36 protein-coding genes and 2 pseudogenes are annotated in these 24,926 nt (G+C 42.4%); 29 read left to right on the top strand and 9 right to left on the bottom strand.

Annotated elements, in window-relative coordinates:
- Positions 1–170 precede the first annotated feature (170 nt).
- The 7 genes from RRG12_RS13975 to RRG12_RS13945 all read left to right on the top strand — a co-directional run bounded on the left by RRG12_RS13975 (position 171) and on the right by RRG12_RS13945 (position 9,634).
- The gene (locus RRG12_RS13975) at positions 171–2,888 is read left to right on the top strand and encodes a TnsA endonuclease N-terminal domain-containing protein (protein ID WP_420759715.1); all 2,718 of its coding nucleotides are present in this window, start codon (positions 171–173) and stop codon (positions 2,886–2,888) included.
- 35 nt (positions 2,889–2,923) lie between these two features.
- On the top strand, positions 2,924–4,369 hold the full coding sequence (locus RRG12_RS13970; RefSeq protein ID WP_420759714.1) for an ATP-binding protein: 1,446 nt from the start codon (positions 2,924–2,926) through the stop codon (positions 4,367–4,369).
- 85 nt (positions 4,370–4,454) lie between these two features.
- Complete coding sequence (locus RRG12_RS13965) at positions 4,455–4,871, top strand: hypothetical protein (RefSeq protein ID WP_420759713.1); 417 nt, start codon at positions 4,455–4,457, stop codon at positions 4,869–4,871.
- 48 nt (positions 4,872–4,919) lie between these two features.
- Entirely contained in the window at positions 4,920–5,228 is a 309-nt protein-coding gene (locus tag RRG12_RS13960) for a hypothetical protein (protein ID WP_420759712.1), read from the top strand.
- Between the two features lie 107 nt (positions 5,229–5,335).
- The gene (locus tag RRG12_RS13955) at positions 5,336–5,602 is read left to right on the top strand and encodes a hypothetical protein (RefSeq protein WP_420759711.1); all 267 of its coding nucleotides are present in this window, start codon (positions 5,336–5,338) and stop codon (positions 5,600–5,602) included.
- Positions 5,603–5,623: 21 nt separating this feature from the next.
- Positions 5,624–5,851, top strand: a complete 228-nt coding sequence (locus RRG12_RS13950) for a hypothetical protein (protein ID WP_190882457.1) — start codon at positions 5,624–5,626, stop codon at positions 5,849–5,851.
- A 519-nt stretch (positions 5,852–6,370) separates the two neighbouring features.
- Positions 6,371–9,634: an EAL domain-containing protein gene (locus tag RRG12_RS13945; protein WP_420759710.1), complete on the top strand. Its 3,264-nt coding sequence runs from the start codon at positions 6,371–6,373 to the stop codon at positions 9,632–9,634.
- 468 nt (positions 9,635–10,102) lie between these two features.
- Here RRG12_RS13945 and RRG12_RS13940 read toward each other — a convergent pair whose 3' ends face one another.
- On the bottom strand, positions 10,103–11,215 hold the full coding sequence (locus tag RRG12_RS13940) for an SDR family oxidoreductase (protein WP_420759709.1): 1,113 nt from the start codon (positions 11,213–11,215) through the stop codon (positions 10,103–10,105).
- Between the two features lie 160 nt (positions 11,216–11,375).
- The gene (locus RRG12_RS13935; protein WP_420759708.1) at positions 11,376–11,609 is read right to left on the bottom strand and encodes a hypothetical protein; all 234 of its coding nucleotides are present in this window, start codon (positions 11,607–11,609) and stop codon (positions 11,376–11,378) included.
- 63 nt (positions 11,610–11,672) lie between these two features.
- On the opposite strand from RRG12_RS13935, the gene RRG12_RS13930 reads away from it, so the two are divergent.
- From RRG12_RS13930 to RRG12_RS13920, 3 genes and pseudogenes are all read left to right on the top strand, one after another.
- Positions 11,673–12,194, top strand: a complete 522-nt coding sequence (locus RRG12_RS13930) for a hypothetical protein (RefSeq protein WP_420759707.1) — start codon at positions 11,673–11,675, stop codon at positions 12,192–12,194.
- Between the two features lie 283 nt (positions 12,195–12,477).
- Positions 12,478–12,939, top strand: a pseudogene (locus RRG12_RS13925) (DUF4082 domain-containing protein); the annotation flags it as partial.
- Positions 12,940–13,050: 111 nt separating this feature from the next.
- Positions 13,051–13,143 (top strand): annotated as a pseudogene (locus RRG12_RS13920) (PEP-CTERM sorting domain-containing protein); the annotation flags it as partial.
- A gap of 119 nt (positions 13,144–13,262) precedes the next feature.
- On the opposite strand, the gene RRG12_RS13915 reads toward RRG12_RS13920, so the two are convergent.
- Together RRG12_RS13915 and RRG12_RS13910 are read right to left on the bottom strand one after the other, a co-directional pair.
- On the bottom strand, positions 13,263–13,922 hold the full coding sequence (locus tag RRG12_RS13915) for a Bro-N domain-containing protein (protein WP_420759706.1): 660 nt from the start codon (positions 13,920–13,922) through the stop codon (positions 13,263–13,265).
- 67 nt (positions 13,923–13,989) lie between these two features.
- Positions 13,990–14,262 (bottom strand): helix-turn-helix domain-containing protein, encoded by a 273-nt coding sequence (locus RRG12_RS13910; protein WP_094329319.1) that lies wholly within the window; start codon positions 14,260–14,262, stop codon positions 13,990–13,992.
- A gap of 412 nt (positions 14,263–14,674) precedes the next feature.
- Between RRG12_RS13910 and RRG12_RS13905 the strand changes: the two genes are divergently transcribed.
- The 9 genes from RRG12_RS13905 (at position 14,675) to RRG12_RS13865 (ending at position 20,042) form a co-directional block, all read left to right on the top strand.
- Positions 14,675–14,842 (top strand): hypothetical protein, encoded by a 168-nt coding sequence (locus tag RRG12_RS13905; protein WP_420759705.1) that lies wholly within the window; start codon positions 14,675–14,677, stop codon positions 14,840–14,842.
- A 5-nt stretch (positions 14,843–14,847) separates the two neighbouring features.
- Positions 14,848–15,543 carry a hypothetical protein gene (locus tag RRG12_RS13900; RefSeq protein WP_420759704.1) on the top strand — a complete coding sequence of 232 codons (696 nt, stop codon included), beginning with the start codon at positions 14,848–14,850 and terminating at the stop codon, positions 15,541–15,543.
- A gap of 285 nt (positions 15,544–15,828) precedes the next feature.
- Positions 15,829–16,248 (top strand): hypothetical protein, encoded by a 420-nt coding sequence (locus RRG12_RS13895; protein ID WP_420759703.1) that lies wholly within the window; start codon positions 15,829–15,831, stop codon positions 16,246–16,248.
- Between the two features lie 67 nt (positions 16,249–16,315).
- Complete coding sequence (locus RRG12_RS13890) at positions 16,316–16,528, top strand: hypothetical protein (protein ID WP_420759702.1); 213 nt, start codon at positions 16,316–16,318, stop codon at positions 16,526–16,528.
- A gap of 171 nt (positions 16,529–16,699) precedes the next feature.
- Positions 16,700–17,458, top strand: a complete 759-nt coding sequence (locus tag RRG12_RS13885; RefSeq protein ID WP_420759701.1) for a hypothetical protein — start codon at positions 16,700–16,702, stop codon at positions 17,456–17,458.
- A 66-nt stretch (positions 17,459–17,524) separates the two neighbouring features.
- Positions 17,525–17,749, top strand: a complete 225-nt coding sequence (locus RRG12_RS13880; protein WP_420759700.1) for a hypothetical protein — start codon at positions 17,525–17,527, stop codon at positions 17,747–17,749.
- A gap of 61 nt (positions 17,750–17,810) precedes the next feature.
- Entirely contained in the window at positions 17,811–19,553 is a 1,743-nt protein-coding gene (locus RRG12_RS13875) for an IS1634 family transposase (RefSeq protein WP_420758750.1), read from the top strand.
- Complete coding sequence (locus tag RRG12_RS13870) at positions 19,522–19,701, top strand: hypothetical protein (RefSeq protein ID WP_420759699.1); 180 nt, start codon at positions 19,522–19,524, stop codon at positions 19,699–19,701. Before RRG12_RS13875 ends, RRG12_RS13870 begins: the two co-directional genes overlap by 32 nt.
- Before the next feature lie 11 nt (positions 19,702–19,712).
- Positions 19,713–20,042 carry a hypothetical protein gene (locus RRG12_RS13865; RefSeq protein WP_420759698.1) on the top strand — a complete coding sequence of 110 codons (330 nt, stop codon included), beginning with the start codon at positions 19,713–19,715 and terminating at the stop codon, positions 20,040–20,042.
- A gap of 112 nt (positions 20,043–20,154) precedes the next feature.
- On the opposite strand, the gene RRG12_RS13860 is transcribed toward RRG12_RS13865, so the two are convergent.
- The gene (locus RRG12_RS13860) at positions 20,155–20,328 is read right to left on the bottom strand and encodes a hypothetical protein (RefSeq protein WP_242061036.1); all 174 of its coding nucleotides are present in this window, start codon (positions 20,326–20,328) and stop codon (positions 20,155–20,157) included.
- A gap of 51 nt (positions 20,329–20,379) precedes the next feature.
- Positions 20,380–21,138, bottom strand: coding sequence for an Rpn family recombination-promoting nuclease/putative transposase (locus RRG12_RS13855; protein WP_190965153.1), 759 nt, complete (start codon positions 21,136–21,138; stop codon positions 20,380–20,382).
- A gap of 116 nt (positions 21,139–21,254) precedes the next feature.
- Between RRG12_RS13855 and RRG12_RS13850 the strand changes: the two genes are divergently transcribed.
- From RRG12_RS13850 to RRG12_RS13815, 8 genes are read left to right on the top strand one after another with little or no spacing between them, the layout of a single operon-like run.
- On the top strand, positions 21,255–21,554 hold the full coding sequence (locus RRG12_RS13850) for a hypothetical protein (protein ID WP_420759697.1): 300 nt from the start codon (positions 21,255–21,257) through the stop codon (positions 21,552–21,554).
- A gap of 32 nt (positions 21,555–21,586) precedes the next feature.
- Positions 21,587–21,781, top strand: a complete 195-nt coding sequence (locus tag RRG12_RS13845; RefSeq protein ID WP_420759696.1) for a hypothetical protein — start codon at positions 21,587–21,589, stop codon at positions 21,779–21,781.
- A gap of 8 nt (positions 21,782–21,789) precedes the next feature.
- The gene (locus RRG12_RS13840) at positions 21,790–21,990 is read left to right on the top strand and encodes a hypothetical protein (protein ID WP_420759695.1); all 201 of its coding nucleotides are present in this window, start codon (positions 21,790–21,792) and stop codon (positions 21,988–21,990) included.
- Positions 21,987–22,331, top strand: coding sequence for a hypothetical protein (locus tag RRG12_RS13835; RefSeq protein WP_420759694.1), 345 nt, complete (start codon positions 21,987–21,989; stop codon positions 22,329–22,331). The genes RRG12_RS13840 and RRG12_RS13835 overlap by 4 nt, the downstream gene beginning before the upstream one ends.
- Positions 22,332–22,345: 14 nt before the next feature.
- Positions 22,346–22,558 carry a hypothetical protein gene (locus RRG12_RS13830; protein WP_420759693.1) on the top strand — a complete coding sequence of 71 codons (213 nt, stop codon included), beginning with the start codon at positions 22,346–22,348 and terminating at the stop codon, positions 22,556–22,558.
- Positions 22,559–22,567: 9 nt separating this feature from the next.
- Positions 22,568–22,789, top strand: a complete 222-nt coding sequence (locus tag RRG12_RS13825; protein WP_420759692.1) for a hypothetical protein — start codon at positions 22,568–22,570, stop codon at positions 22,787–22,789.
- A 1-nt stretch (position 22,790) separates the two neighbouring features.
- A complete protein-coding gene (locus RRG12_RS13820) occupies positions 22,791–22,955 on the top strand; it encodes a hypothetical protein (RefSeq protein ID WP_420759691.1) in 165 nt (54 codons plus the stop codon).
- The gene (locus RRG12_RS13815; protein WP_420759690.1) at positions 22,952–23,227 is read left to right on the top strand and encodes a hypothetical protein; all 276 of its coding nucleotides are present in this window, start codon (positions 22,952–22,954) and stop codon (positions 23,225–23,227) included. The genes RRG12_RS13820 and RRG12_RS13815 overlap by 4 nt, the downstream gene beginning before the upstream one ends.
- Before the next feature lie 3 nt (positions 23,228–23,230).
- On the opposite strand, the gene RRG12_RS13810 is transcribed toward RRG12_RS13815, so the two are convergent.
- The 3 genes from RRG12_RS13810 to RRG12_RS13800 are packed head-to-tail and all read right to left on the bottom strand — an operon-like array spanning position 23,231 to position 24,235.
- Complete coding sequence (locus tag RRG12_RS13810) at positions 23,231–23,605, bottom strand: hypothetical protein (RefSeq protein ID WP_420759689.1); 375 nt, start codon at positions 23,603–23,605, stop codon at positions 23,231–23,233.
- On the bottom strand, positions 23,602–23,934 hold the full coding sequence (locus tag RRG12_RS13805) for a DUF5674 family protein (RefSeq protein WP_420759688.1): 333 nt from the start codon (positions 23,932–23,934) through the stop codon (positions 23,602–23,604). The genes RRG12_RS13810 and RRG12_RS13805 overlap by 4 nt, the downstream gene beginning before the upstream one ends.
- A gap of 31 nt (positions 23,935–23,965) precedes the next feature.
- Positions 23,966–24,235, bottom strand: coding sequence for a hypothetical protein (locus RRG12_RS13800; RefSeq protein ID WP_420759687.1), 270 nt, complete (start codon positions 24,233–24,235; stop codon positions 23,966–23,968).
- A gap of 44 nt (positions 24,236–24,279) precedes the next feature.
- Between RRG12_RS13800 and RRG12_RS13795 the strand changes: the two genes are divergently transcribed.
- Together RRG12_RS13795 and RRG12_RS13790 are read left to right on the top strand one after the other, a co-directional pair.
- Positions 24,280–24,573: a hypothetical protein gene (locus RRG12_RS13795; protein WP_420759686.1), complete on the top strand. Its 294-nt coding sequence runs from the start codon at positions 24,280–24,282 to the stop codon at positions 24,571–24,573.
- A 166-nt stretch (positions 24,574–24,739) separates the two neighbouring features.
- A partial coding sequence (locus RRG12_RS13790) for a hypothetical protein (RefSeq protein ID WP_420759685.1) occupies positions 24,740–24,926 on the top strand: 187 nt, incomplete at its 3' end.

Genomic DNA, 24,926 nt, shown 5'->3' with positions numbered 1-24,926 from the left:
AAAATCTCAGAAAAAATTGCGCTAACTTAAACTTTTAATTCAAAATATGATTCAAAATTCCAAGATATGCTTCACTAAAAACCATGACTCCGTAGTTTTGTATTGCGTACTGAAAGCCTAAAACTGCCTCCTGACAAGAGAAGCACTCTTTTCTTGGATAAAAAACTCTCATGACAGATGACGAATTTGATTATTGGTGTAAGCAACAGCAACTAACGGCACAAACACTCTTACTAATCGCCGCAATTCGCGCTGCCCCACCTTCTCGCAGAGTACAAGGACGCGCCAAAAACGTCAGTGGAGTTTACCCTAGCCGCAAAATGGGTCAAACCATTCAATTTGAAAGCCACAGAGTAGAACTGTGGGCGATTTATCAAATGGAACATGATCCTATTGTGTTAGAGTTCTACGACCAACCACCGCCATTTAAAATTCAGTACCAAAACCAAAACGGGCGAAAAATAGGTCATTATCATACCCCAGACTTTTTCGTACTGCGTCCAAGTGGTGCAGCATGGGAAGAATGGAAAACCGAAACCGAATTAAAACGACTAGCCCAAAAATACCCCTCACGCTACCAAAAAACTGAAACTGGTCATTGGCATTGCCCACCAGGAGAAGCTTACGCAGCATCATTTGGACTAACATACCATGTCCGCACCGATACCGAACTAAATCCCGTATTTACCCAGAACCTAATGTTTTTAGAAGACTACTTTAGGTTCAGTGTCAATATCCCCCACTCCATTACAGAACAAATCTCTTCAGCAGTTCAAGCCACCCCAGGAACAACCATAGCCGCCACACTTGCAAGCATACCAGGAGTGCGTGCCAATGATATCTACGCCATGATTGCTACTGAGCAACTCTACGTAGACTTGTATGCAGTTCCCCTAGTGGAACATTGGCGAGTTCAATTATGGGCAGACCAACAAACTCATACTGCTCATACACATTTAGCCATAGGGACAACTGGGCATCATCAACAAATCACCTCGCCCACAACACTTTTGCCCAATACCTTATTAGTCTGGGACGCACAACTTTGGACTTTAGTTAACTTGGGCGAGAAGACAACCACACTTTTACCCGAAGTTGGGCAACCAATGCAATTGCCCACAGCATTTTTTCTGCAATTATTTGATAGCGGCACTATCAACATTCATACTTCAGAAACACACGCAACTATAAATTCTAGAGTGCGTGAATTGATGGATGCTGCCTCGCCTACGGATCTACAAAAAGCTAATCGTAGATTTCATCTAGTACAAGCATATTTCCAGCACCGCACAGACATATATAAGGACATACCTCAAAGCACCTTGTCTCGATGGGTCAAACAGTTTCGTGAAGCCGAAGCCACTTTTGGTTGCGGTTATGTTGGGTTGCTCCCACGTACAAATAATAGAGGAAATCGCCTACCCAAAGCACCAACAGATGCCAGCGTTTTACTAGATAAATTTATTACAGAACACTTTGAGACACCAAAACAAGCTCCAGCCGCTTCCGTTTATCGCGCCTATACAAGAGCCTGCGAAAGAGCCAACATCCCACCACTGAGTCAGCGTACATTTTATACTCGGCTAAAAAAGCGTCCCATCCATGAGCAGACATTAAAACGTCAGGGAGCAAAAGCCGCATACGCAACCGAACCGATTGTTTTAGAACTAGCTAAAACTACACCCCGGCACGGAGACCGCCCCTTTGCTATCTGCCATCTTGACCACACCCAACTCGACATCGAGTTACGTTCCCAAGTAACTGGTCGGAACTTAGGACGCCCTTGGCTGACCTTACTGATTGATGCTTACTCCCGACGCATCTTAGCAGTTTATCTCACCTTTGACCCACCTTCTTACAGGTCTTGCATGATGGCACTAAGGTTGTGTGTTCAGCGTTTTGGTCGTTTTCCCCAATCCGTAGTTGTAGATGGCGGCAAGGAATTTCATAGCGTTTACTTTGATACTTTATTAGCACGCTACCACTGCATCAAAAAGACAAGACCTGGTGCTAAACCCCGTTTTGGCTCAGTAGTTGAGCGATTATTCGGCACAACCAATACTGAATTTATCTTTAACTTACTCGGCAACACCCAAGCCAGTAAGCAGCCACGTCAATTGACCAAAGTTGTTGACCCCAAACAACTTGCCGTTTGGACATTGGCAGATTTATATACGTACCTGTGTGAGTGGGCATACACCATTTATGACACGAGCGTACATGATTCCTTGGGTGAGACACCATTACAAGTTTATACCGACGCTATCGCTGCCACTGGGGAGAGAGAACACCGACGCATTGCATACAACGAAGACTTCCTCATGGCAACACGCCCTAGTACACCCAAAGGTAACGCTAAAGTCCAGCCGGGACAGGGAATTAAAGTCAATTATCTTTATTACTGGAACGATGCTTTCCGCAATCCGGTTGTCGAAAAAACCAAAGTCAGTGTGCGCTATGACCCTTTTGATATGGGTGTAGCTTATGCGTACCTGGAGGGAAGATGGGTCAAATGTATCTCCCAGTATTACAGCACCTTTGCCGGGCGCACAGAGAAAGAAGTGCTGTTAGCAGCCCAAGAAATTAGACAGCAAGATAAGCGTAATGCTGTGAGTACAAATATCTCTGCTAAACGCCTAGCAGACTTCATCGCGGCAGTGCAAGAACATGAAACTTTGCTCATGCAACGATTACGGGATTTGGAAGCTGTTGGGGTACTGGAAAATTTAACGCCCAATAAGGAAGGTGTACCCCAGTTCCCCCCAGTTAGCATTCTTGAGTCGGCTATGTCAGCACACAGTCAAGATGACGAACAATTGCCAGCATTGCAAAACAACGTTGAACTGTTGGATCTCACACGACTGCCAATACTAGGGGAATACCGTTAATGGACAAATTTTTAACCGGGAAAGGGAGTGACCAAATGCACCTCAAACTTACTCAGTTTAAGGAGTATGCAGTTTTACATCCCCAGTTAGCACGGGTAGATATGCTGTTAATGCGTGCGATTCGAGAACCCGCCGGATTTGCTCATGTGTTGGTTTATGGGCCAAGCGGTGTGGGTAAAACAACGATGATTCGCCAGATTGCTAAACGGTTAAATGAAAATGTACCCGAACCGTTATCCGGTGTTTCCAATCCCTTGAGCTATCGTAACGGCAGTCAGCCCCCGATGCCATTATTGCTATTAGAAACACGACCATCTGATGGTGTGGTGTTTAATCGGGCAGATTATTACCGCACTGCACTTAAACTTTTGGGAGAACCATTCTATGAGCGGCGGATGCTGATAGATATTGATGCGGAGCAGACTTGGGAGAAGAAAGGACGTGGGCGTACTAAAACAGCACAGTTTAATGATTCGCCCGAACTACGCCACGCATTAGAAGAGGCGATGACCAAACGTGGAGTGCGGGCGGTGATTCTCGATGAAGCACAGCACTTAATGAAGATTGGGACTGGTGCCAGTGCTGGTAAGCTTTTAGACCAGTTAGACTGGATTAAGTCCATGACCAATGTTACCGGTGTGCTACACATTCTGATTGGGACTTACGAACTGCTCAATTTTCGCAATTTAAGTGGTCAAGCATCCCGCCGGGGACTGGACATCCATTTTCCGCGTTATTTGTATCAGAATGAACTTGACCGCCAGGACTTTCAATCCGCATTATTGGCACTTCTGACGCAAATACCTATGAATGTGGATGTTCCGCAACTAATGCAGCATTGGCTTTACTTCTATGAACGTTCCATTGGTTGTGTTGGGGTACTTAAGGACTGGCTTATACGGACTGTGGCGGCGGCATTGCATGATGGACACGATACTCTGAGTTTAGAACAATTCCATGAACATACGCTCTCTCTTGCCCAATGTGAACGCATGGCGCTGGATACTACTGAGGGTGAACAAAAACTTAGTTACATGGAAAGTCGTCGTGAACATTTGTGGCATTTGCTACAGATGGGAATGGGTTCTACATCTGTACCAAAAACTGCGGTGGATTTATCAAAGGGCGCAGCAGATGTGGTTGCATCGCCCTCAAAATCATCTAAACCATCATCTCAAGCAAAGCGGACTCGTAAAAAGCCCGTCAGTTCTACGGCCGATGAAACAGCTTCCACAACACCAGATGAAATTCCTATCGAGCCAGTCCCCAAGAAAAAGCAAACTCGCAAGAAGATGAAACCAGCTGATTCTTCAATTAGCGAGACACCACTAGAAACAAATATTACCGCTAGTGACACGGTAGAAAAGAAGACGATTGATGATGAAGCCACAACTCAACAGGAAACGCCTAAAATGCCTAAAAAGTCTTCCCAACGTGTTGGGCAACGCAAACCCAAACGAGATCCTGTTGGACTTGAGTGAACATCAAAAAATAGTAAACAGTTTTTATCAAGGGGATCAGTTTTTCAGTAATGTTCGCATCGGTATTCAAGGAAATTATTAATTAATGAGTTTATCTACTTTACCTATAGAATTTGAATTAGCAGCCGCTAAAATTTTATCTGTTCATTATCTCCACTCTCGCTTTAAATTAACAGCAGAAATTAAAAAAGAATTTTTAATGATTGATTTACAAGGCTATTCTACCGATACTTTTGATCCGAAAAACCGTCCTTATTCTAATCCTGTTAGTGAAGTTTATCGAAATAAGAAGGTTGATTTCCGACTATTTTGGTCTGGGGAACATTTAGCGTTATCTGGCTGGTGGAGAACTGCAATTCTATCGCTTGAGTACACTCCAATACGACAAGAGTGGTTGAACGAAGACGGTGAGGAAATTCTTCGTCCCTATCCAGATGGTGATAAGTTTGAGGCAATTGCTGCTTCTTTGTACCCGATTTTACAGCAGTATTTCCCAATTTGAAGATTATGTCTAAAAATCAGAGTAAAATTAAAAATAATAGTTACTAAGATGAATCATCTAACAATCTCTGACAAAATTGGAACTAGTTTTTCTATTAAAAAACTAGTTAACTTAATAGAAGCGCAAATATTGGAATTAGATGAAAATCTAGAATTAACTAGTGAAGAGATTTTTGAGATTGTCTGCCAAGAATCTCACCTAAATACTGATTTTCTAAAACAAGCTTTGGGTTGTAAATGTCCATTTGCTTTAATTGGTTTTATTAGTGAATTAGAATTCAATGAATTTTCTCATTATTCTGTTATTATCGATGACTCAAATACGTGTAGTCAAAATGTCAAACAACCAGCCATTTAGGGATTTCCAGAAAATAAACTATTCCATTCTCTGCTTCTGCTGGAAGGGATGGCATCTACCTAACCACAGCAGAAGTCTTTTAACGTTCCTGTGACAAAAAGGGAATTATGACAGATTCAGAAATACCAGGGGTAAAAGAATACGCTCAGGCTCAAGTTTATGCGGAAATGTATAGATTTGCTTGGAGCTTATTTCATGATGTTAAAGAGCAACAAAAATTACTTATAAAAAAGGATTTAATACAAACAATCAACAACCTAGATGAGCCAGAAGATACTCGGATTTTCATGACAAGTACGGTTGAAGACGCTTATTTAAATAAGCCCAAATATGCGAACTATTCATCAATGCTTTATAGAAACAATCCTAATTAAGTTACAAAATAGGAATTATGTATGATTGACTTACTAAAAGAAGATTTAAAGCATTCCGAAAAATACAAAGGCTGTGATATTGACGTTTGGCGGGACGAACGACGTAAATGCTATTTATGCGAATTGTACGCTCCTGTTGGTGACAAAATGCTTCTGCAAGAAAGACATCCATTTTCAGATATACCCACAGCTATCGAGCAAACCAAAATGCAGATTGATAAATACTATAGTCTGCACTACAACGCTTGAAGTGACAAAATGGAGATTTTGTATATAGCTAATAGACATCTCCGAAAAAGAATCTCAAGCCCTTATCCTATCTAGGTGAAAACTTAATTTCTGGAGATGTCTAATAATCAATTACCAGACTTGCCAAGTTGATTACTCATCGGCTAACTACCATTTCCTAACTAGCAAGTGGTTGCTGTCTGACGCAACGATAATCCCTCATCAAGTGCTGCAATTACTTGGTAGATGTGATTTTTCTACTTTGACGCCGATTTCTGAAGCATAAAATGGTTAACTTTTTTTGAAGCATATCTTGAGCTAAAAGTTTATTTTATGATTCAAATCACACGAGTTTTCAACCAACAACGTAGCAGAATAACCTTTCTCAACTTGCCCTTGTGGTTAATTAGCGATTGCACTGTGCCAGTTGCGTAAGTCCTGACCATGAAAATGATGCAATTTAAATGACGATTAGTTTAGCGAGTGCGATCTGGGCATCATAAAAATATCAATTGAAAAATTTTAAATATCCTTGTACGAATGTTAATATCTTCCACTGCTTTGACATCGCTTGATTTGGAGTCAGCGATTATTCGCAACCCACTGATTGTTTCACCAAGTACATCTGTGATGGCGGCAATTGCTCAGATGAGTGGTAGTCATAGTATGTGTTCATCAGCAAGAGAAGCAAATATTCAAATTGAAGCCCGGCAGCTTGAGGTGCGTTCAAGCTGCGTGTTGATTGTTGAAGCGAATCAGTTGTTAGGGATTTTTACTGAACGAGACGTGGTTCGCCTCAGTTCTCAGAGGCGAACACTAGAAAATCTAGCAATTGGTGATGTAATGGCACATCCAGTCATTTCCTTACACCAATCTGCATTTACCGATCTGTTCTTAGCTGTCAATCTACTCCAGCAATATCGGATTCGCCACTTGCCCCTACTCAATGAACAAGACGAAATCGTTGGACTATTGACTCATGAGAGCTTGCAGCAATTGTCACGTCCAATAGACTTGCTGCACCTGCGTCTAGCACGAGATGTGATGACTTCTAAAGTGATTTGTGCTGCACCAAGTGTTTCGATGCTAGCTATAACTGGACTGATGGCAGAAAATCGGGTAAGTTCGGTGGTGCTTGTGGAAGAACGAATGGCACAAGGTCAACTCATAGAAATACCGATTGGCATTGTCACAGAGCGAGATATTGTCCAATTTCAAGCATTGGAACTGAATTTTGAAGACCTTCAGGCGCAGGTCGTGATGAGTACGCCTGTTTTCTCAGTCAGCCCTGAGTACTCTTTGTGGAGAGTTCAAGAAGCAATGCGGCAATACTTAGTCAAGCGGATAGTAGTTACTGGAACTCAAGGAGAGTTATTGGGGATAGTGACTCAGAGTAGTATTTTAAAAGTACTAAATCCAGTCGAGTTAACTAATTTAGTTGGAGTTTTGGAATATCATGTGAATCGCTTAGAAGCAGAGAAATTAGCGCTACTCCAAAATCGCAACGCCGAATTAGAGCAAGAAGTTCAACAGCGTACAGCTACACTCAAAGCGAAAGCAGAACGGGAAAAATTAATTGCAACTATTGCTACTCAAGTTCGCTCTTCGCTTAACCTACAGGATATTCTCAACACAACAGTTATTGAAGTCCGATCGCTCTTAAACTGCGATCGGGCGATGATCTTACAGTTTCAACTTGACTGGAGCATGGTTGTTGTCGCAGATTCGGCAAGCAATAATCATATTTCTTATCTCGGTAAACAGGTTTACGATAGTTGTTTTACTACTGATTTGTTTGATTTATATCGCCACGAAAAAATTCGAGTTGTGTCTGATATCTACACAACACAGATGAGTGATTGTCACCGAGAACTACTAGAAAGTTTACAGATTAGAGCAAAAATTTTGGTTCCAATTATCCAAGGTAACAACCTGTGGGGATTACTGAACGTGGTTGAAAGCTTTGCTCCTAGACAGTGGGAAACGGAAGAAATTGCTTTCGTGCAACAGCTTTCGACCCAGATGGGGATCGCAATTCAACAAGCTACTGCTTATCAACATCTGGAAACTGAACTTGCAGAAAGGCAAAAAACAGAAGCGCATCTGCGGCAAAGCGAACAACAATATATTTCTTTGGCCGCCGCCGTTCCAGTCGGTATTTTCCGAACCGATGCTCAAGGAAACTGTTTTTACGTTAATGAACGCTGGTGTTCTCTTACCGGACTAACTCCTGAAGAAGCAGCCGAAACTGGATGGATTAAAGGACTTCATGCTGATGAACGAGAAAAAGTTTTAAATAAGTGGTATTCTACAATTCGAGAAAATAGTCCTTTCCAACTAGAGTATCGATTTCAAAAGCCTGATGGCACGGTTACTTGGGTATTTGGACAAGCTGTTGCAGAGTACGATTCCGCAGGAGAAATCACGGGATATGTTGGCACAATCACCGATATTAGCGAATATATTGCTGTACTGCGCGATCGCCAAAACGCAGAAGAACAGCTAGTTTATAATGCCTTGCATGATGCTCTAACTGACTTACCTAATCGTAATCTACTGATGAAGCGGCTAGAATTAGCCCTTGAACGAGCTAACCGCTTAGAAACATATTACTTCGCGGTTTTGTTTCTCGACATGGATCGGTTCAAAATCATTAATGACAGCTTAGGACATTTAACAGGCGATCAACTACTAACAATTATTGCTCAGAAATTAAAATCCCAGATTCGCTCTGTAGATTTAGCGGCTCGGCTGGGTGGTGATGAATTTGTGATCTTGCTTGAAGACATCGGCAGTATTGAAGAAGCCGTTGATGTTGCTGAACGTATATTGGTAGAATTTCAAGCTCCATTAATAGTCAATAGATATGAAGTCTTTATCACCACCAGCATCGGTATTGTTTTAGGAACCAAAAATTATCTTCAAGCCTCCGATTTGATTCGAGATTCGGATATTGCCATGTATCGAGCCAAGAGTCAAGGTAAAAACTGCTATAGAATCTTTGATGTTGAGATGCACACTCAAGTACTTAAACGGCTCAATTTAGAAAATGACCTGCGTAAGGCTATCGAACGAGAGGAATTTCTTATATATTATCAACCAATTATCGATCTAAATAGAAACCATGTTATTGGGTTTGAAGCTTTAGTACGCTGGCAACACCCGATTCGTGGACTAGTTCCTCCCTCTGAATTTGTTCCCATCGCTGAAGAAACAGGGCTGATTGTTCCTCTTGATAGCTGGATGCTCTACACTGCTTGTCAGCAACTTGCGATATGGCAAACTCAGTTATCTGGTCAATTTCCACTGAAAGTTAGTGTTAATCTCTCTGTTCAAGACCTTCGTAAAGCCACTTTAGTTAAGGATGTGGAACGAACTCTAGCTCTGACAGGCTTAGATGCTAACAGCCTAACTTTAGAAATTACTGAGAGTATGCTTATTGATAATATCATTGAGACCATCAAGATATTAGAGCAGTTGAAAACATTAGGAATTCAAATCAGTATTGATGATTTTGGAACCGGATATTCATCGCTGAATTATCTTCATCGATTACCTGCTGATACTTTAAAAATAGATCGTTCCTTTGTTAATCAAATGCAAGAAGGAAGTCGGAATTATCAAGTTGTTGAAACTATTATTACACTAAGTAATCAACTTGAATTAGCAGTAATTGCAGAAGGAATTGAAACACAACAGCAGCTTCAATGGTTACAAAAGCTAGGATGTGAATTTGGTCAAGGTTATTTCTTTTTTAAACCTCTACCTGCTGATGAAATTGAGAGATTATTTATCAAATTATAATTTTAAGTAGGTAGGCGTAATTAAATAGAGCGTTATCCACTAGCTGATCCTTCAGAATTAACATATTAATTAACTTACATTTGCGCGAAAAATCTTCAGTAATCCCACTACTGATTAATTTAGTTTTCAATCTACCAATATCCCATCAACAATCGCAATTCCCCACTGCGGAAACTTCGCCAATAATTTTTTGATCACAATCTGCTTTCGCAGGGTCATTCCAATACGAGAGCAAGAACTTAAATCCCGGATTCTCCCCCGAATTCGCCGCAACCTTGAACTCGACCGATTGAATTTCCTCGAGTTTTAGGAGAACGAGCGGGTGTAGCAATTTCGGAATAATTCTTTGAAAATCGCGTTGTACGGCACTGTCCGACAAATTCTCTACTTAAGGAATAGTCTGCAAACTCAGGAACTGCGACTTACATACACAATTGTTCATACCACTTAAGTGATGAATTGCTGCTTTCAAGGAATGATATTCTCGTGGCGTAATCTCTCGAAGAGATCAAGGAAGGACAGCAGCGTTTTTTGATAATCGAGAAATCCAAGGACTCTGCTCTTCGACATATCGTGGAGGCATTCGATTTCCCGACCCAAATCTGCATCGGTATGCCACCAAGAGGAAAGTTGGGTCAACAAATGCGGCTTGAGACCGTGTTGAGCAACAATACCATCCCACACTGGTTCAGCCTCTCTCATCTGCTTAACCAAAGGAGTCGCATACCCTGGGTAAGGTGCGGCCTCGATGCCAAAGAATGCCGCGAGCTCTGGCCACAGCCAGCGCCAGCGAAAGATATCACCATTGACGATGTTAAAAGCCTGGTTGGTGGCTTCAGGCGTAATCGAAGCCCACTCAAGATGCCGCGCGAGCAGATGTGCGTCAGTGACATCAACCAAGCCGTTGTACTGCTGGGGCGAACCGGGGAAGAGAAAGGGGCGTCCTGTTTCGCGGCAGATAGTCGCGTACACTGAGAGTGTGACACCCATGTTCATCGCGTTGCCGAGTGCATAGCCAATGATCGTTGATGGCCTGTGAACACTCCACTCAAAGCCTCGCTGTGCTGCCTTTTCAAACAGAATGTCTTCCTGCACATAGTAGAAGTTCAGACCGGGGACGCGAGGCTGCTCCTCCCGGAACGGTGTGTCCAACGTGCTTTGTCCATAGGCCTCGAACGAGCCTAGATAGTTCTTCCCGCCGGTCACAAGGGCAACGTGAGTAAGCCTGGGTGCCGCATCCAGCGCCTCAAGCAGGTTGCGAAGCATCGCACCGTTGACATCGCAGTTCTCTTGCTCGGTAGTCTGGCGAGACCAAGTACAGAAAAAAACGTGCGTCACATCGATTCCTGCCAGCGCCGACTTCAGTTTGTCACGGTCGAGCAGATTTGCCGAAATGGGAAGGATGCCTTGCTCTGTCGATGGGTTGCGGGCTAGCCCGTACACCGTCCAATCGCTCGTCCTTACAAGGTGGTCGGAAAGGTTCTTGCCCACAATGCCTGTCGAACCTACGACAAGCGCAATCTGTCTGGTGTTCATCAAGATCGTCTTTTCTACTGTAACTGTCAGCTTCAATAGTGCCACAGGTTGAAAACAAGTACTATCTATCTGTGTGTAGTGGTACAGGATTAGTTGTACTATTATCACCTCTCCGGCAAGTGATAGATGATTTTAGATCAAAGTGCGATGCCCTTGGCAACCACTTCGTGGTATCGGGCCACTTTTACGGAAAGAAATCTCTAAACTAGAGGAAAAAGCACTTGTTAAGCCTGTAGGCAGTCGCAGATTTGACCGTGCTACAATCAATCGCCTCATGTGACCATTTTTCAGCGCTGGTGACAGGCGCAGAGGAACTTTCACCCTCATGATCTGCTTTCACTTCAACACCAGAGACTTGGTTTTCTTCTGGCAAGGAAGCAGAATAACCCTGTTCTACAAGCCCATGCGGTTGATTAGCGATCGCTACTTTTCCCCACATCAATACTTCCCACGCTAAATGCTAAATTTTATTTAGCCACCCAGCAGGAGTTTTCTTTTTCTTATGTGGTTCTGGTCTGCCGATTCAGTAGAACAAGAATTATTTGATTTGTACGCTCCAGCCCTACGGTCGCTCGGCGTAAATTTTAATGACGAGCAACTCCAAGAAACTTTAGAAGCATCCAGCTATTGTTTAGAAGATGCTTTCAGGAGCGCAATCGTTTATATACTCTGGCTCGAAGAAAACCTGAAGCCGATCTACCCGACTGCAATACTAATCGAGGCACTGGCAAATCAATGGCGCACCAAATACTGGAAGCCAGAGTATTTAGAACTTGAACAGTTGCTCTCTCCCGGAAAGCGTTGGTGGAGGGCAGCAGTAGATATGTGGGGTTATGATGAGCGTAATCAACTGGTTGCAGACATATTTGACGACCACGGACAAGAATTTATTAAGTTCCGCAATGGGAAAGAAATTCTAGTTGACACTGCTTATAAGTGGGGATGGGAGCGAGTTGCAGATTATGCGTCCCCGTTTTCAGAAAGTAATTTGTCGCTTGGCAGTATCAATGCAAGGGAATCTTGATTTACACCTTCTGCACAAGAGTAGATAAGCACCGTCAAGCAGCAATTCAAAATTCAAAATTATTAATTCAAAATTAAAGGCAATTGGAGCTTAAACTCACCACTTTCTTGTTGACCGCCAAATCAAACATTGTTGCGGGGGCTTGTACCCACAATAAATAAATAAACTAGCCCTTATTTATATTTTGCGTGAATTTGCTGGAGATTATTGGCATTTCTAGTATAAAAAGGTTACATTGCTGTGGAGAGTCTCGAATGTTAAAGTTTATCGGAGAAATAAGATCGTGACAATCGTAAATGTACTAAAAAAGTTATCAATAGCTTCTCCTTTCATCCTGACAACAGCTTTAGTTTCTGTACCATCTGTATACGCATCTGAAGCGATACAGAGTTTCGCTGGTGGATCTAACTTCCCAGCTTTTAATGGTACAAATCAAACAATTGGTTGGTCATTCACTGCTAATGAAAACCTCTCGGTTACTGCATTAGGTTTTTACGATCAAACTCTTGCGAATCCTCTATCACAATCCCACTTAGTTGGTTTGTGGACATCGGACGGGAATTTATTAGCTTCAACAACTGTCCAAACCACCAGTCCACTAACTGGAAGCTTTCGTTACCAGGATATTACCTCAGTCAATCTTCTTGCTGGAATGTCATACGTTATTGGTGCAGCAATAACTAGTCCATTTAGTGATATTTATACTGTTCCCGGATTTGTAAATACGGCTCCAGAAATTACTCTCACCGGTAGCGCCAGAAATGGTTCATCCCAAGGCTTTAGTTTTCCTTCAACCCTGACAGCAGGTAACGGTAGGATTGGCCCCAATTTCAAATTTGACGTAGTTACCCAAGCTGTTCCCGAACCCGCCTCCCTGATTGGTATCTTAGGCTTAGGTGCTTTCGGGATCACATCTCTTCGTAAACGCAAGCAATTAGTTACAGAATAAATCTAGAGTGGTAAAACTTGCTAGAGGTAGGTTGGAAGCATAGTATACTCGTTTGATATTTTCTAAGACGCATACGTAATTAAGCCTTTAGTCTCACCTCTCCAGTTAGTTTTGCCGTTCTAGATACTTTCAGGGTATAAACCCACATAGCCGAACCTTGGGTCATGTATTTGTTCTACTTCTACCCCCTGCTTGCGGCATAACGCGCTAGCTTTCTTTCCCTTGCTGCCGGCTTGTGAGAGTGATATCTCAAGTCCTCGAAGTTTAGCAAAACCCATAACGCTGTACTTGTGACCACATGGGCTATTAAACCGATCTTGCTCAACTTCAACCGCTTTTAGTCTTGCCAGTACTTCGTTTTGACGGCGTTCTTGTTCCAATAGCCTTTGCTCTTGTTCTGCCATCTGTTGGGCGAGTGCAGCAAGGATTTGAATCTGGGTCATGGTTCCTGGGGCAACCGAGTATCTACCTGTCTTACGAATAGAGGGCAGGACTTCATGAAACACCCAGTACTGGAAACGTTTGGCAACTGGCTTACGGGACTTAAATACAAGACGATAAAGCCCTGGTTCATTGACAGTCAGCATTTCTTGCTCACCACCAAGGGTACGAACATTCCTCGTACCCTTTTCGGATGGCTCCAATGTCTCTAGTGCTTTACTTGTATCCCTTAATTGCAAACAAGCACACACATCAGCAGCTACCCATTCTGGCTTTTCTGCTGTACCAACAAATCTAACTTCTTGAGACTCAAAGCTAAAAACTGATAGGTTAGACATAGCTATTCCTTCTTGGGGGTTTAGTTGGGGCGATCGCAAACTTTGGACGGTGGGCGATCGCTTTTAGTTAGGAGGTTTCGCCAAATGCACTTTTAACCTCTTCAATCGCAAGTGATTCTATATTGGGTTGACACTCAATTCCCAGTACCTTAGCGATTCTGCCGAGAGTTTCCACCTTAATAGATTTATTCTTGTTGCTGGTTATTTGCCAGACAGCCGTACCTGTAACACCTGCGGCTTCACCAAGTTTTTGAAAAGATAGACCCTTCTGCTTCATTGCCTCAGCTAAATCATTCTCTAACCCTGGAACATCAATCGTAATCGTTACTTTCACTTCCATCTCCTAATTCACCTCCTTTGATTGAAGCATTAACTATTAGTTGTTGGTTGACAACTGACAGCTAATGGTTTATGGAACTTCAGAGATTAATAATGATGCCAAGGCAAGAACTGCTACTGAATTCACCTCCTTTAACTAAAGCATCAAAATATTAGCTATCTGCTATAAATCATAAGCTGATGGTTTATAAAAATCAAGGGTAAGATGATGTTTTTAACAGTTGACAACCATTAGCTAATGGTTTATATTATAGGTGTAAGGGCAAGGAAATGCAACCGCCTGCACCCGAACGCAAAAAGGGTTTGCAAATTACCAAACATTCACTCATTCAACTAACCACAAAACCAAGTGCCACCGGGACTAGCAGCCGGAAGCCAAACTTGTAATGCTCAAGCCAACGAAGATGATCTCGATGACCTACCAAGTCTTAAAAAACTGGTTATTTAGTGCCATTCGTCTAGAAATCAAAGATTTTACAGCAAAGCTGAATTTAGTAGAGTGTCCTCTTGGGAACACAGCGCTTCCTCACACATCCCCTGATGCTGCTGTCTGCTGTCTTGAGAATGCTCTTAGCAACTAGCTTTGATGGCTACGCCAAATCTATTTGAAAGCGTTGTGCTAAACCACAACGTCGTTTGCACATATAACAAAGACGACCGCTACTGTCTGCAAAACTCAGCGATCGTCTTTTCCCCGATTAAGGAGATTTCTATTATGAACTATGCAACATATACACAGCAAGCAATTCCTAGTTCTTTTCGTGATGAGCAAGCCCTTGCCCAAGCAGAACTATACAGCCACCTCGAATCCCAAGCCGAAGCTGTAGCCCCCACCCAAGACCCTCTCACCACCAGAGATCGCCGCATCATTGGTGAGATTATCGAAGTCCAACCCGAATCAATCCGCACGATCTGGATAGAAGGCGGAATCACAGTATGGGTGCAGTTCTTCGACGGCGGACGACTACCATTTGACCGCAACTGGTTCGCCGCAAGAGTTGCAGAGGTCAAAGCGACTCTGCCAGAAACACCCCTGGAGCGCAACGAGCGATTGAGCGATGAACTAGAAAAAGCCTGCACTGTTTTCGGTCTGTACCACGGAGAGATCGATTGGTTAGGATTCAGTACCAAACTCTATCAAGACGGGCATTTTGTCGGCTTCGTCGGGTGCAATCAACAAGCCTGGTACGCAAGACCAAGACAGTACGGGGTAAATCGGGTTGCTGGCAGTGCAAAAGATGTGATTGCGCTGTTGGGAGTCCGAACGGCAGTAGCGGCGTAAGTTGCTGAAGGTAGAAAAGGCGATTGCTTCCCAAGCAACTGCAATCGCCTCCAAAGCTCAATCGCTGCTTTAGAAATACCAATCATGACATAAAGTACAGCAAGTAACTTCTCACTTGAAGTAAATGAGTGTCAAGAAAATATTCTCCTACCTGCTACAGATGCGAATGCAGATGTATAAGAAATCTCTAGTACTGCAAGTGAGAAAGGCGATTGCTGCCCCAAACAACTGCAATCGCCACTCAAAGGAAATTTAGATAATCGAAATCATCATGGCACACAGACAATGATTAGCACATTTTCTCTTCAACAGACTCAGTTTGAAGAATCTCTTGACAAAATACTCCTACCTCCAACCAACCCCAACGCAGAGGTCATGGAAATCCTTGGATACAAACTAGTTTACGTTGGCGGAGCTTGCCCCAGAAATTATCGAGTGTACACAGATGATTCCATGATTGGGGTGATATTTCAGCATATTACCCACTGGTCTAACGGAGTCGATTCTCTTCGATACGCCGAGCCAGTTGATGCAGCAGTTGGGTTAGATGACTTCATGAATGTGGCAAGGGTATCAAAAGCGACTACAGAAAAATTGCCCACAGAAGAAGAGTTGCTAGATAAAGAATTCGATGCGCTAACGAGTGACGAGTGGGAGCGGTTAAAGAGATATATTCCAGCAGCGAAACATTTGGTTGCTGCGTAAGGAAAAGGGTGGGCGTTGCTGCCCACTTCCTCAATAAGACTGTTTTACTTACATCATAAATATAGCAATGGAACCGATAGAAATACTGAAGCAGTTCAACTCGTGCTACCTGAAGATTCAGGCGATCGCTCAAGATGAAAACTGGCTCTTGTTAATTGCAGACAAGAAGATTGACCCAAAAGCAGCAACTCACGTGGGCGATACATTGCATTACTTGGGCGAGGTAATGGGGTGTGTAGAAGAAATCGTTGAAGTCAAGTTTAATCAGGAGGCAGAATAATGCAACCAACAATCACCATTCCACACAGTTGGAAATACCCCCGGTTCACCTTGAGATTCGGTCAGAATAACCAACTGAATTCTGACTCTTGGCTCCTGAATTCTGCTCGATAAATAGCTAAGTCGAACACTATCCAGTATCAATGCAATTTTTACCAACAACAACGCAATTATGGAAACAATCATTATCAACAACAGCGTCTTTCTCATTCCTCCCAGCCAACCTAAACTACAAGCGAATTGCGCTAAGGAATATGGTCAATTCTTACTCGATTGTCCCCCAAAACTGACGATTCTAGAAGCACAAGCAGGAGGATATCTTAAAGGTAACAAGGCTGATTTTGCGATCGCAATTTCTCGTCCTGACCGTGCATTGACTATCAACGAGAACTTTACCAACGAACCATTTACTGAACTGTGGGTAATTCCGGTAGCTGGCGGACTTAAAGACCAGTTTAAGGGGCCAGCTTCGATGCTGCTTAGTTTTCTGATCCACCGCCGCAGTAAAGACAATTTTGCTGGATTGTACAATCACTTCGCCCATCGCGCCTTCCAGCAGTGGTGCGAAGAGGGGATGCCGGGAGATCCAAAAGAGTTCTGTTATCAGGCGATCGCTAGCGTACTCAAAAACTACATTTTCTGCGCGGAGTTCCAAAAAGTAGAAGGAACGCTAGGAACGTACTGGTTTATCCAATGGTCGTACCGTAACCCACAGTCTGACTTTGAGAAAGATGCTCTCGTTGCAGCAGAGATGATTCGCTCTGGTGCTGAATCTGGGGCAACAGTTCATTGGGTGACTAATGATACTTACGAGCGCTGGGCATCAAATGCTGTCACTGCACCAGCATTACTCCCGGTTTCGGAGACTGAGGCGAGGGCATCTCTGCAAGGACAGAATCAAACAGCAATGCCGCAAGGTAACAAGCGGTAATTAGACACTACAACGGCGATTCACCTTTGAGTCGCCACTAGATAAATTAGCGGTTCAAACAAGTCAATGAAAATCGGTACTGTCTCAGTTAGTTATTCGAGAAAGTTTAACTTGGGCAATTACGAATCAATCGAATTAGGTTGTTCTTTATGGGCACAAGTTGAGGATGAAGAAGATGCAGACGGTGTAGTTCAATTTCTCTATCATCAGGCGAAAGCAGCAGTTAAAGACTGTGCGTTCGCTGATTTTAAGGCAGTCAAAGGAATTAATTCCTTGAGGGGTAATGATTAAGAGGATTTTTGAAGCAACTCCCTGATGAGAGTGGATTTGGGGGTAGTTTGAGTAGAGAATGATGTCAGGTGGTGGTGCATCGATGAGTGAGACAGAAGTAAAAATAAGCTCCGAGCGGATAGACGATATTCCATTAATAGTTGAATGGCTTGCTCAGATAGAGATAGCCAAACATATCGACCAAAAACTGAAGAAGCCGCACGGAAACCACCAAGGAATGAGCTACGGGCAGTTGAGTGTATTATTACTAACGTATATAATCACTCAATCAGACCATCGGTTATGTGCAGTCGAAGAATGGGTAGAAACACATCGAAAGATTTTGGAATTGACAACGGGGTGGTCGATAGGAAACAAAGATGTCAGTGATGACAGATTGGGAAGGGTAGTAGAAGAATTAGGCAAGCAATCACTTGCTAGACAAGAAATAGAAATTAAATTAGGAAGGCAGATAATTAGAGCATACGAATTACCGACAAAAATTGCACGCACAGACACAACAAGCTTCAGTGTAAATCATGAAAACACAAGTCATCTAGAAGACAATCTATTGCGTCATGGCTACTCCAAAGATAAACGCCCAGACTTATTGCAATATCGTCAGTTACTAGCAACGCTCGACCCGATGGGAATGCCGTTAGTCAGCGCCACTCTTGAAGGCAATGGAGCCGATGACCCTTTATATTTTCCCACCTGGCAAAAGATACAAAAAGTAATTGGGCACAAACATTTTGTCTTCATCGCTGACTGTAAGGCTGGTTCGATCTCAACCCGTGCCAACATCGCATTAAATGGAGGATTTTACTGTGTTCCCTTGCCAATGAGCGGACAAAACCCCCAATTGCTCAAACAATGGGTAAAACAATCATCAACAGAAATCATCGATATTCGTTTACCCCAACAAGAAGAACAAGAAACTGCTGTTGGTAAAGGTTTTGAGGTTGAGTTGGGTAAGTTTTGGTTAAATCCAGAAACAAATAAATGGGTTCGTTGGCACGAACGCTATTTGGTAGTTTATTCCCACAAGCTTGCTCTAGGAGCGATTGATAGTCAAAACAAACGCATCAATCAAGCTCAACTTGCCTTGGAGAAATTAGCCAATAAACCAGGAACCGAGCTAGATGTGCTTACTTATAAGGTTGAGAATATCCTCAAACGCCATCGCGTTACTGATTTTTTCTCAACTACGATTACAGAACAAACACGAACAGAAACTCGCCATCAAAGACGAGGACGACCCTCGAAAAATACTCTACAACAACAGGTTACTTCGACACGGCTTCAACTCCAAATTGAGAAAATTGATAGTGCAATTGTTGAAGCAGAAATTTTGGCTGGTTGGCGATTGTACGTAACTAATGCACCTACCGAACAGCTAACTTTATCTGAGTCGGTAATGTATTACCGAGACGAATGGCTTCTTGAACGCGGTTTTCATCGCTTTAAAAGGGGTTCTTTGCCTGCTTTACCGATTTACTTCCAGAATCAAAACCGAATCACTGGCTTGATGTTTTTATTAAACATTGCTTTGCGCGTTTTTACCCTTATGGAGTTTGTTGTCAGGCAGGCACTTCAACAAGCTGAAGATTCTTTGCAAGGTCTTTATGATGGCAATCCCAAACGAAAAACTCCTCGTCCTTCTGCCGAACAAATGCTTAAGGCTTTTTGTCACCTAACTCTTTACTTCCTCCCTGATTCTACGGTCTTCATTACCCCTATTAACCAGCTTCAAAAACAGATTCTTTTATTGATGAAAATCCCTGAATCCATTTATGAGCTTGAACTTAAGCCCTGTAAGACATAATTCTCACTCACAAGGTCAAAATGAGCGAACGTCCAGTAAAGAGGCTGCAATGCCCGTGATTAAAGCGAACGAATTTCAAATTACCAAAGCCAAATCTCAACGAAAAGTGGCAACTGATGAAGGTGTTGCAGAAATAGATAATTTTTGAGCAAATCGAACATGAAACAGCTAACAGGTTTTATTCCCGTTGCAGCATTACCTGAATCTACTGCGGCTTCTGCTAAACAACAGTTAATAGAAACAATCGAATGGCTCGACAAAGAATGCGCTGCTACTGAAACCAACCTCAAACTCTTGACTGCAATTGTCGAATCGATTCTTTGCTCGGAAGAATCATACAGCAGATTTTTACAATGTGGTTTTGATGCAGCCATTGAGTTTTTCGATACCAATTCTCAGAACTGGGAATTTGAAGAGTCAATCTCATCACGTCATAATCCCAGGAATTGGGATAAGTACAAGCAGCTACAACAAACACGGGCATTGTAGTCAACAACCCGCACTGTCACTGAGTAAAGTAAAAAAATGGGGACTTAAAATACAGCCCTCAGTGAGCCGATTCAGTATAGGAATAGTCGCAAAATTACTCTTGGTTCTCGGATTATTCCTGCTGTAATTGTTGCACCACTTCTACTGGTAAACCAGTAACCCGAGCTATCACATCAACGCTGATAGCCTCAGCTAATAAATTGATAGCAATTTTACGGGCTTTTTTATCGCTCCCTTCTTGCCGTCCTTCAGCCTTGATTGACTGATAAATAACTGATTCACGCATGGTATACCTTCGGGAAAGCAATTTTAACAAGCAGTGTATTGCTTATTTGAGCTACTCAACGTCTGTGATGAGCAAGCTTTGTACTTGTTCGATTGTTAACCCAGTAACTTTTACTACCATTTCAATAGGCATCTTCTCTTTTAGAAGGTTAACTGCAACAAGGCGAACTCCTTCCTCAATTCCTTCAGTCCTTATTGACTGATAAATAACTGACTCGCGCATTATGTCCTTCCTAAATAAACGTCTAATCACTTCTTGTTCTAATACTAACCCAGCCAGAATTGCAGAGGCGGCAGCAATATTACTTTGTGTGCGGCGATCAGCAATTTGGTCAATAGCCGCAGATGACTGTTGCAATGTTGCAACTTTGTTCTCAGTAGCGCTCAAAACCGCAAAGGGCAGTAATCCTGGTGCTGCCAAAAAGACCTCTGGCGGTTGCTCCCACAAACGAATCACTGAAAATTCATGTTGTAAACTTCCAGCAGTGAAAGTAGTTTGATACACCTTCTCCGATTCAGTTTTATCTAAGTAAATTACGACTTGGTGCATTCGCTTCTTGGGAAAACGGCGATACACCCTCAAACGGTAATCAGCCATCCGAAAAGGCATATCGTCATCGGGTTTGGTCTGAAATTCAATGTGGAGAACAACTTCATCTGATTGCAACAAGATTAAAGCATCAGCACGAATAGGTTCTAAAGACAATTCTGTAGGACTTAATTTGGTTAAAGTAATCGGTTCTCCTAATAGCCAAGTGGCGAAATCAGGAGAATACATTTCAGCAATAAATTTGCAAGTGTTATCAAACATGAACACCTTTTGTCAAACATGAAGAAATTTTACCATCATCTTAGCTAATCACAGTAATTCAATTTTAGTTAGCAACACAATAAGAAGGTACTAAGTAGATGAATCTTTGGTCAAGAATGGATCTAATTACATTAACAAATGAACGATTTTTAAGAGAGTATTACGATTTTATTTCTGATTACGATGGCGGATGGATGATTAAGTTCTTCTATCTGATTAAAGTAAATGTTGCTCTCTGGTTTGGATGGGAGTCACAGCCGGAATATGACGGTTGGCATTGGGGACTGGGGTATTTTGAAGAAGAATACCGATATGACTGGAATGCCCCAACGGGAGCTTGTGATTTGCAAGAAATCTGTACTCCAGTCAGTTTTTTAAAATGGCAATATGGTATTGGTGAAAACTCGAATTACTAATCAATAATCGGCTATTCAGCAAAGGATTAAAAATGGCTAATCTTCCACCAATTAATTCAGTTGTCAAAGTCATCAAGACAGTTGTAGAAAAAGACCCCAGGTTAGGGCAAACAGGTACAGTAATTCAGTATTCAGGACACGGCATGGTTTGCGTTCATTTCTCAGATATGCCAACTGGTCAAGGAATTTTTTTCAATGCACATCATTTAGAAATCATAGAGTCATAGTCAAGATTATGCCGAGAAAATCCACTTACCCCACCACTGCCGACCAGTCGCACCAATGCTTACAATACCTTCGACGCTGTGGAGGTAGCGCACGGTTGTGCAGTATCAAATTTAGCCTGGGAGTGATTCAAGGCTTGGTAAATCAAAGAAAAGTAAAAATTACCAATACAGGTGCAGGTTTCTATGTCCAGTTGGAGGATATAAAATGACTAATCACAAACAAGTTGTTTACCAATCTCAATTAGACCATAAGAGTAAATTGGTTCTTCGCCGCCGGACTCGAAAAAGATTCAACCCCAGGATTTTCATAGATCGCACCATAGAAACAACTGCAATTGTCTCTCTGCTAATTACTGGATTTTCGGGAGTTGGAGCAATGGCTTGTTGGGGGCTAGAAGTAATCGAGTCCACTGCTGACCCCAATATAATCATCTCTGGTTGGAAGCAACAGAAAAATATCTGCCTGGGTGCAATGTTGGTGAGTTTTTCCGCTTTCTTGGGCAGTTCTCTAATCGGAGCAAGTCTCAGTATTCAACGAGATAAATTTTAGGGAGAGAAACAATCATGAAAGAGTACAAAACCAAACATGGCGGCTACAAAATCGAGACTACTGAATTATCAGATGGTGCTGTAGATGTTCACGTTGGGAAGCAGGGCTTTTTTAAAACAACTTGGGCATCACCTTCAAATCAAACTTTTGATAATCATACACAAGCTGTTAGTCATGCCAAAAATGCTATTGATAACGGCGAAATTGATTCAGTTTTTCAACGTTAGAACACACCAATGGAAATTAAGCTAACTACTTCAGAAATTCAAGCCATATTGCAAGGCTGTCAATATACACTGCGGCTTATTAGCAGTAGTCAAGATTATCGCAATATCGAATCCTCCGAATACTTTTCTACATTGAATGACGTGGTTTTAAACGATGCTTTCAATATTTTGGGGGAAGTCTTGAATGCAATCGATGATATGAAGCAGATGCCTCAAAAAGGGGAATTTTGATATGGAACAAGAAATCAAAAATGCAGTTGGGTTAGGTAGTCCTGAACTCGCAATAGAGCCAAAACCAAAACTGGAGCCGGAACCAAAACCAACTGTAACGATTTACGAGTTCGGCAGACTTTTAGCTGAGAATGAACCATCTAAATTTAGAGGAGTAAGAAAATGACGTTAACTCTAGATAATCGCACTCGAAACAAAGAATCGTCCCTGACGCAAGCATTACGGCAGATACAGGAATTAAACTCCAAAATTGCTGTGTTAGAGCAGGAACATCGAGATTATGTAGAGAAGCAGCAGAATCTAATTGTTGCCATCGCTGAAATCTGTGTTTCTCCAATGCAGGAAGTAGAGGGGCTGCGGATTCTGATTTATCGGGGAGAAGCAGCTTGTCGGCAGTACTTGCGATCGGTGTTGGTTAAACAACGTCAGACTTCATAGAGTTTAGGCACTCATTGATTCCGGTTCTGTACGTGATATTTCCAAAACCCGACGTAACCAATATGAAGTTTCAAGAGATGCAGATTGCTTTTGCTCGGTATCTGACCAAATGTTCTCCCAATTAAACAGCCATCGAGTTAACAAACGACCTAAGTCAACTAACTCTGCTGCTCTATCAATGTCGTCTGCTTTCACCATATCTGGTACAGTCCACTCGATAAAGTATCGACTTTCTTTTACCAGAGTCAGCATCAATTCCTGAGATGATACCCCAGTCCACAAAGACTGAATTTGCTCAAGGTGTGCAGCTAGATGATGTAAACGGGTAGGCACATCATCTTGTATAAAAATTTGTTGTCTCGGTGTCAATTCGATCATAAATTTCCCAGGAATTCGATAATGATTTGAGCAACCCTTTCTCTAATATTAGAGTCCAATATCTCCATTGATCTATTTTGCGGGGGACGAAGATTGACAATTGATTCAAAAATCATCTTTTGAGTTACAGGCATAAAGCTTGCCGCCCAGATAGTTTTTTGCCGACTACCATCACCCAAAAGAGCTTGTTCGCAGTCATAATGCAAATCACCACCACCAACTAGTACCCGACGTTCGATATCAACTGCGGTTTTAATGTAGAACTTGTGTTCTTGCTGCATTTGTTCAAGTTGTTCCGGGGTAGCGCGTTCGCGTAACAGCAAAATCATACAACTGAAAACCTGTGTAATATCATCAAAGCTAACTAGAAGGGCGCTCTGTTTCTTGCAACCAACCCAAAATAGCCAGCGCCAACTCCCAGGATTCGTGCCGCTCCCAATTAGGTAAGTGATTCAGTACTTGTGCAAGGAATATTGCTGGGTTTTCCAATTCTCCGCCACGAGCCGCAACACCATCCCTAACGAGCGCCCCCAAAGTGGCAGCTTGATTGCCTTTATAGTCAGGCTGTCTCTTAATTTCATCAACAATCCAGTCCGGTACTGTGATTGTTTTAAATCCTGATTTCGGCATACATAACAGAGAAATAATATAAAGATAGTACGGCAGTTTGCGTTATGTTTGCAAATGTTTGTGCGGTATGGTACGTTAAAGAATGGAATACTCCCACAATAGCTTCACAAATAGTAGGAGCAATCGTAATGAAAAATATTGGTATTAAGCCAATACATCCTAAAGAATTTAAAAAAGTCCATAATTTCTCGACTTACCAAATGAGTCGTTTGTCAGGTTACTCAGTTGAGGCACTAAAAAACTGGTTAGCTGATGAAAGTAGTTCCAGATTTGTCGAACCAAAGCCGTATGTACTTAACCATTTTGGAGCGATTCATAGTTACTTATTAAGAAGTTAGTGTTTCCCAAACACTAAGCCATTAGAAAAACCCTCCCCACCAGTAGGTGGTTTTTTTATTATTAGTATTATCAGTACCGGAATTCAATCGGAACTCAATCGGAACTCAATCGGAATTCAGCCGGAACTCAATCGGAACTCAGTCGGAACTCTAGGAGCCGAAACCATTGCTAATTCAGGGAAGTTGTGTAGTTGAACAATTGTTAACACGAGAGGAGGCAGCCAAGAAATTGGAGCCATCAGTTGGAATTAGACAGTTCCAAAAGTATCTAGACTTAGCTTCTTTGTACTTGCCAGAATTTGAGGATTTTCGGGACGAAGATAATGGAGGGCGTGCGATTCGTTACTTAGTGA

The organism is Nostoc sp. CALU 546 (assembly GCF_048836525.1).
Note: the sequence above shows the minus strand (reverse complement) of the source record. Positions and strands in the feature narration are given on the sequence as shown.

Bases quoted from the DNA above. Each gene is read 5' to 3' on its own strand.
- RRG12_RS13975 (WP_420759715.1), top strand. From the start codon at position 171: ATGACAGATGACGAATTTGATTATTGGTGTAAGCAACAGCAACTAACG.
- RRG12_RS13970 (WP_420759714.1), top strand. From the start codon at position 2,924: ATGCACCTCAAACTTACTCAGTTTAAGGAGTATGCAGTTTTACATCCC.
- RRG12_RS13965 (WP_420759713.1), top strand. From the start codon at position 4,455: ATGAGTTTATCTACTTTACCTATAGAATTTGAATTAGCAGCCGCTAAA.
- RRG12_RS13960 (WP_420759712.1), top strand. From the start codon at position 4,920: ATGAATCATCTAACAATCTCTGACAAAATTGGAACTAGTTTTTCTATT.
- RRG12_RS13955 (WP_420759711.1), top strand. From the start codon at position 5,336: ATGACAGATTCAGAAATACCAGGGGTAAAAGAATACGCTCAGGCTCAA.
- RRG12_RS13950 (WP_190882457.1), top strand. From the start codon at position 5,624: ATGATTGACTTACTAAAAGAAGATTTAAAGCATTCCGAAAAATACAAA.
- RRG12_RS13945 (WP_420759710.1), top strand. From the start codon at position 6,371: ATGTTAATATCTTCCACTGCTTTGACATCGCTTGATTTGGAGTCAGCG.
- RRG12_RS13935 (WP_420759708.1), bottom strand. From the start codon at position 11,609: ATGTGGGGAAAAGTAGCGATCGCTAATCAACCGCATGGGCTTGTAGAA.
- RRG12_RS13930 (WP_420759707.1), top strand. From the start codon at position 11,673: ATGTGGTTCTGGTCTGCCGATTCAGTAGAACAAGAATTATTTGATTTG.
- RRG12_RS13915 (WP_420759706.1), bottom strand. From the start codon at position 13,922: ATGTCTAACCTATCAGTTTTTAGCTTTGAGTCTCAAGAAGTTAGATTT.
- RRG12_RS13910 (WP_094329319.1), bottom strand. From the start codon at position 14,262: ATGGAAGTGAAAGTAACGATTACGATTGATGTTCCAGGGTTAGAGAAT.
- RRG12_RS13905 (WP_420759705.1), top strand. From the start codon at position 14,675: ATGACCTACCAAGTCTTAAAAAACTGGTTATTTAGTGCCATTCGTCTA.
- RRG12_RS13900 (WP_420759704.1), top strand. From the start codon at position 14,848: ATGGCTACGCCAAATCTATTTGAAAGCGTTGTGCTAAACCACAACGTC.
- RRG12_RS13895 (WP_420759703.1), top strand. From the start codon at position 15,829: ATGATTAGCACATTTTCTCTTCAACAGACTCAGTTTGAAGAATCTCTT.
- RRG12_RS13890 (WP_420759702.1), top strand. From the start codon at position 16,316: ATGGAACCGATAGAAATACTGAAGCAGTTCAACTCGTGCTACCTGAAG.
- RRG12_RS13885 (WP_420759701.1), top strand. From the start codon at position 16,700: ATGGAAACAATCATTATCAACAACAGCGTCTTTCTCATTCCTCCCAGC.
- RRG12_RS13880 (WP_420759700.1), top strand. From the start codon at position 17,525: ATGAAAATCGGTACTGTCTCAGTTAGTTATTCGAGAAAGTTTAACTTG.
- RRG12_RS13875 (WP_420758750.1), top strand. From the start codon at position 17,811: ATGTCAGGTGGTGGTGCATCGATGAGTGAGACAGAAGTAAAAATAAGC.
- RRG12_RS13870 (WP_420759699.1), top strand. From the start codon at position 19,522: ATGAGCTTGAACTTAAGCCCTGTAAGACATAATTCTCACTCACAAGGT.
- RRG12_RS13865 (WP_420759698.1), top strand. From the start codon at position 19,713: ATGAAACAGCTAACAGGTTTTATTCCCGTTGCAGCATTACCTGAATCT.
- RRG12_RS13860 (WP_242061036.1), bottom strand. From the start codon at position 20,328: ATGCGTGAATCAGTTATTTATCAGTCAATCAAGGCTGAAGGACGGCAA.
- RRG12_RS13855 (WP_190965153.1), bottom strand. From the start codon at position 21,138: ATGTTTGATAACACTTGCAAATTTATTGCTGAAATGTATTCTCCTGAT.
- RRG12_RS13850 (WP_420759697.1), top strand. From the start codon at position 21,255: ATGGATCTAATTACATTAACAAATGAACGATTTTTAAGAGAGTATTAC.
- RRG12_RS13845 (WP_420759696.1), top strand. From the start codon at position 21,587: ATGGCTAATCTTCCACCAATTAATTCAGTTGTCAAAGTCATCAAGACA.
- RRG12_RS13840 (WP_420759695.1), top strand. From the start codon at position 21,790: ATGCCGAGAAAATCCACTTACCCCACCACTGCCGACCAGTCGCACCAA.
- RRG12_RS13835 (WP_420759694.1), top strand. From the start codon at position 21,987: ATGACTAATCACAAACAAGTTGTTTACCAATCTCAATTAGACCATAAG.
- RRG12_RS13830 (WP_420759693.1), top strand. From the start codon at position 22,346: ATGAAAGAGTACAAAACCAAACATGGCGGCTACAAAATCGAGACTACT.
- RRG12_RS13825 (WP_420759692.1), top strand. From the start codon at position 22,568: ATGGAAATTAAGCTAACTACTTCAGAAATTCAAGCCATATTGCAAGGC.
- RRG12_RS13820 (WP_420759691.1), top strand. From the start codon at position 22,791: ATGGAACAAGAAATCAAAAATGCAGTTGGGTTAGGTAGTCCTGAACTC.
- RRG12_RS13815 (WP_420759690.1), top strand. From the start codon at position 22,952: ATGACGTTAACTCTAGATAATCGCACTCGAAACAAAGAATCGTCCCTG.
- RRG12_RS13810 (WP_420759689.1), bottom strand. From the start codon at position 23,605: ATGATCGAATTGACACCGAGACAACAAATTTTTATACAAGATGATGTG.
- RRG12_RS13805 (WP_420759688.1), bottom strand. From the start codon at position 23,934: ATGATTTTGCTGTTACGCGAACGCGCTACCCCGGAACAACTTGAACAA.
- RRG12_RS13800 (WP_420759687.1), bottom strand. From the start codon at position 24,235: ATGCCGAAATCAGGATTTAAAACAATCACAGTACCGGACTGGATTGTT.
- RRG12_RS13795 (WP_420759686.1), top strand. From the start codon at position 24,280: ATGTTTGCAAATGTTTGTGCGGTATGGTACGTTAAAGAATGGAATACT.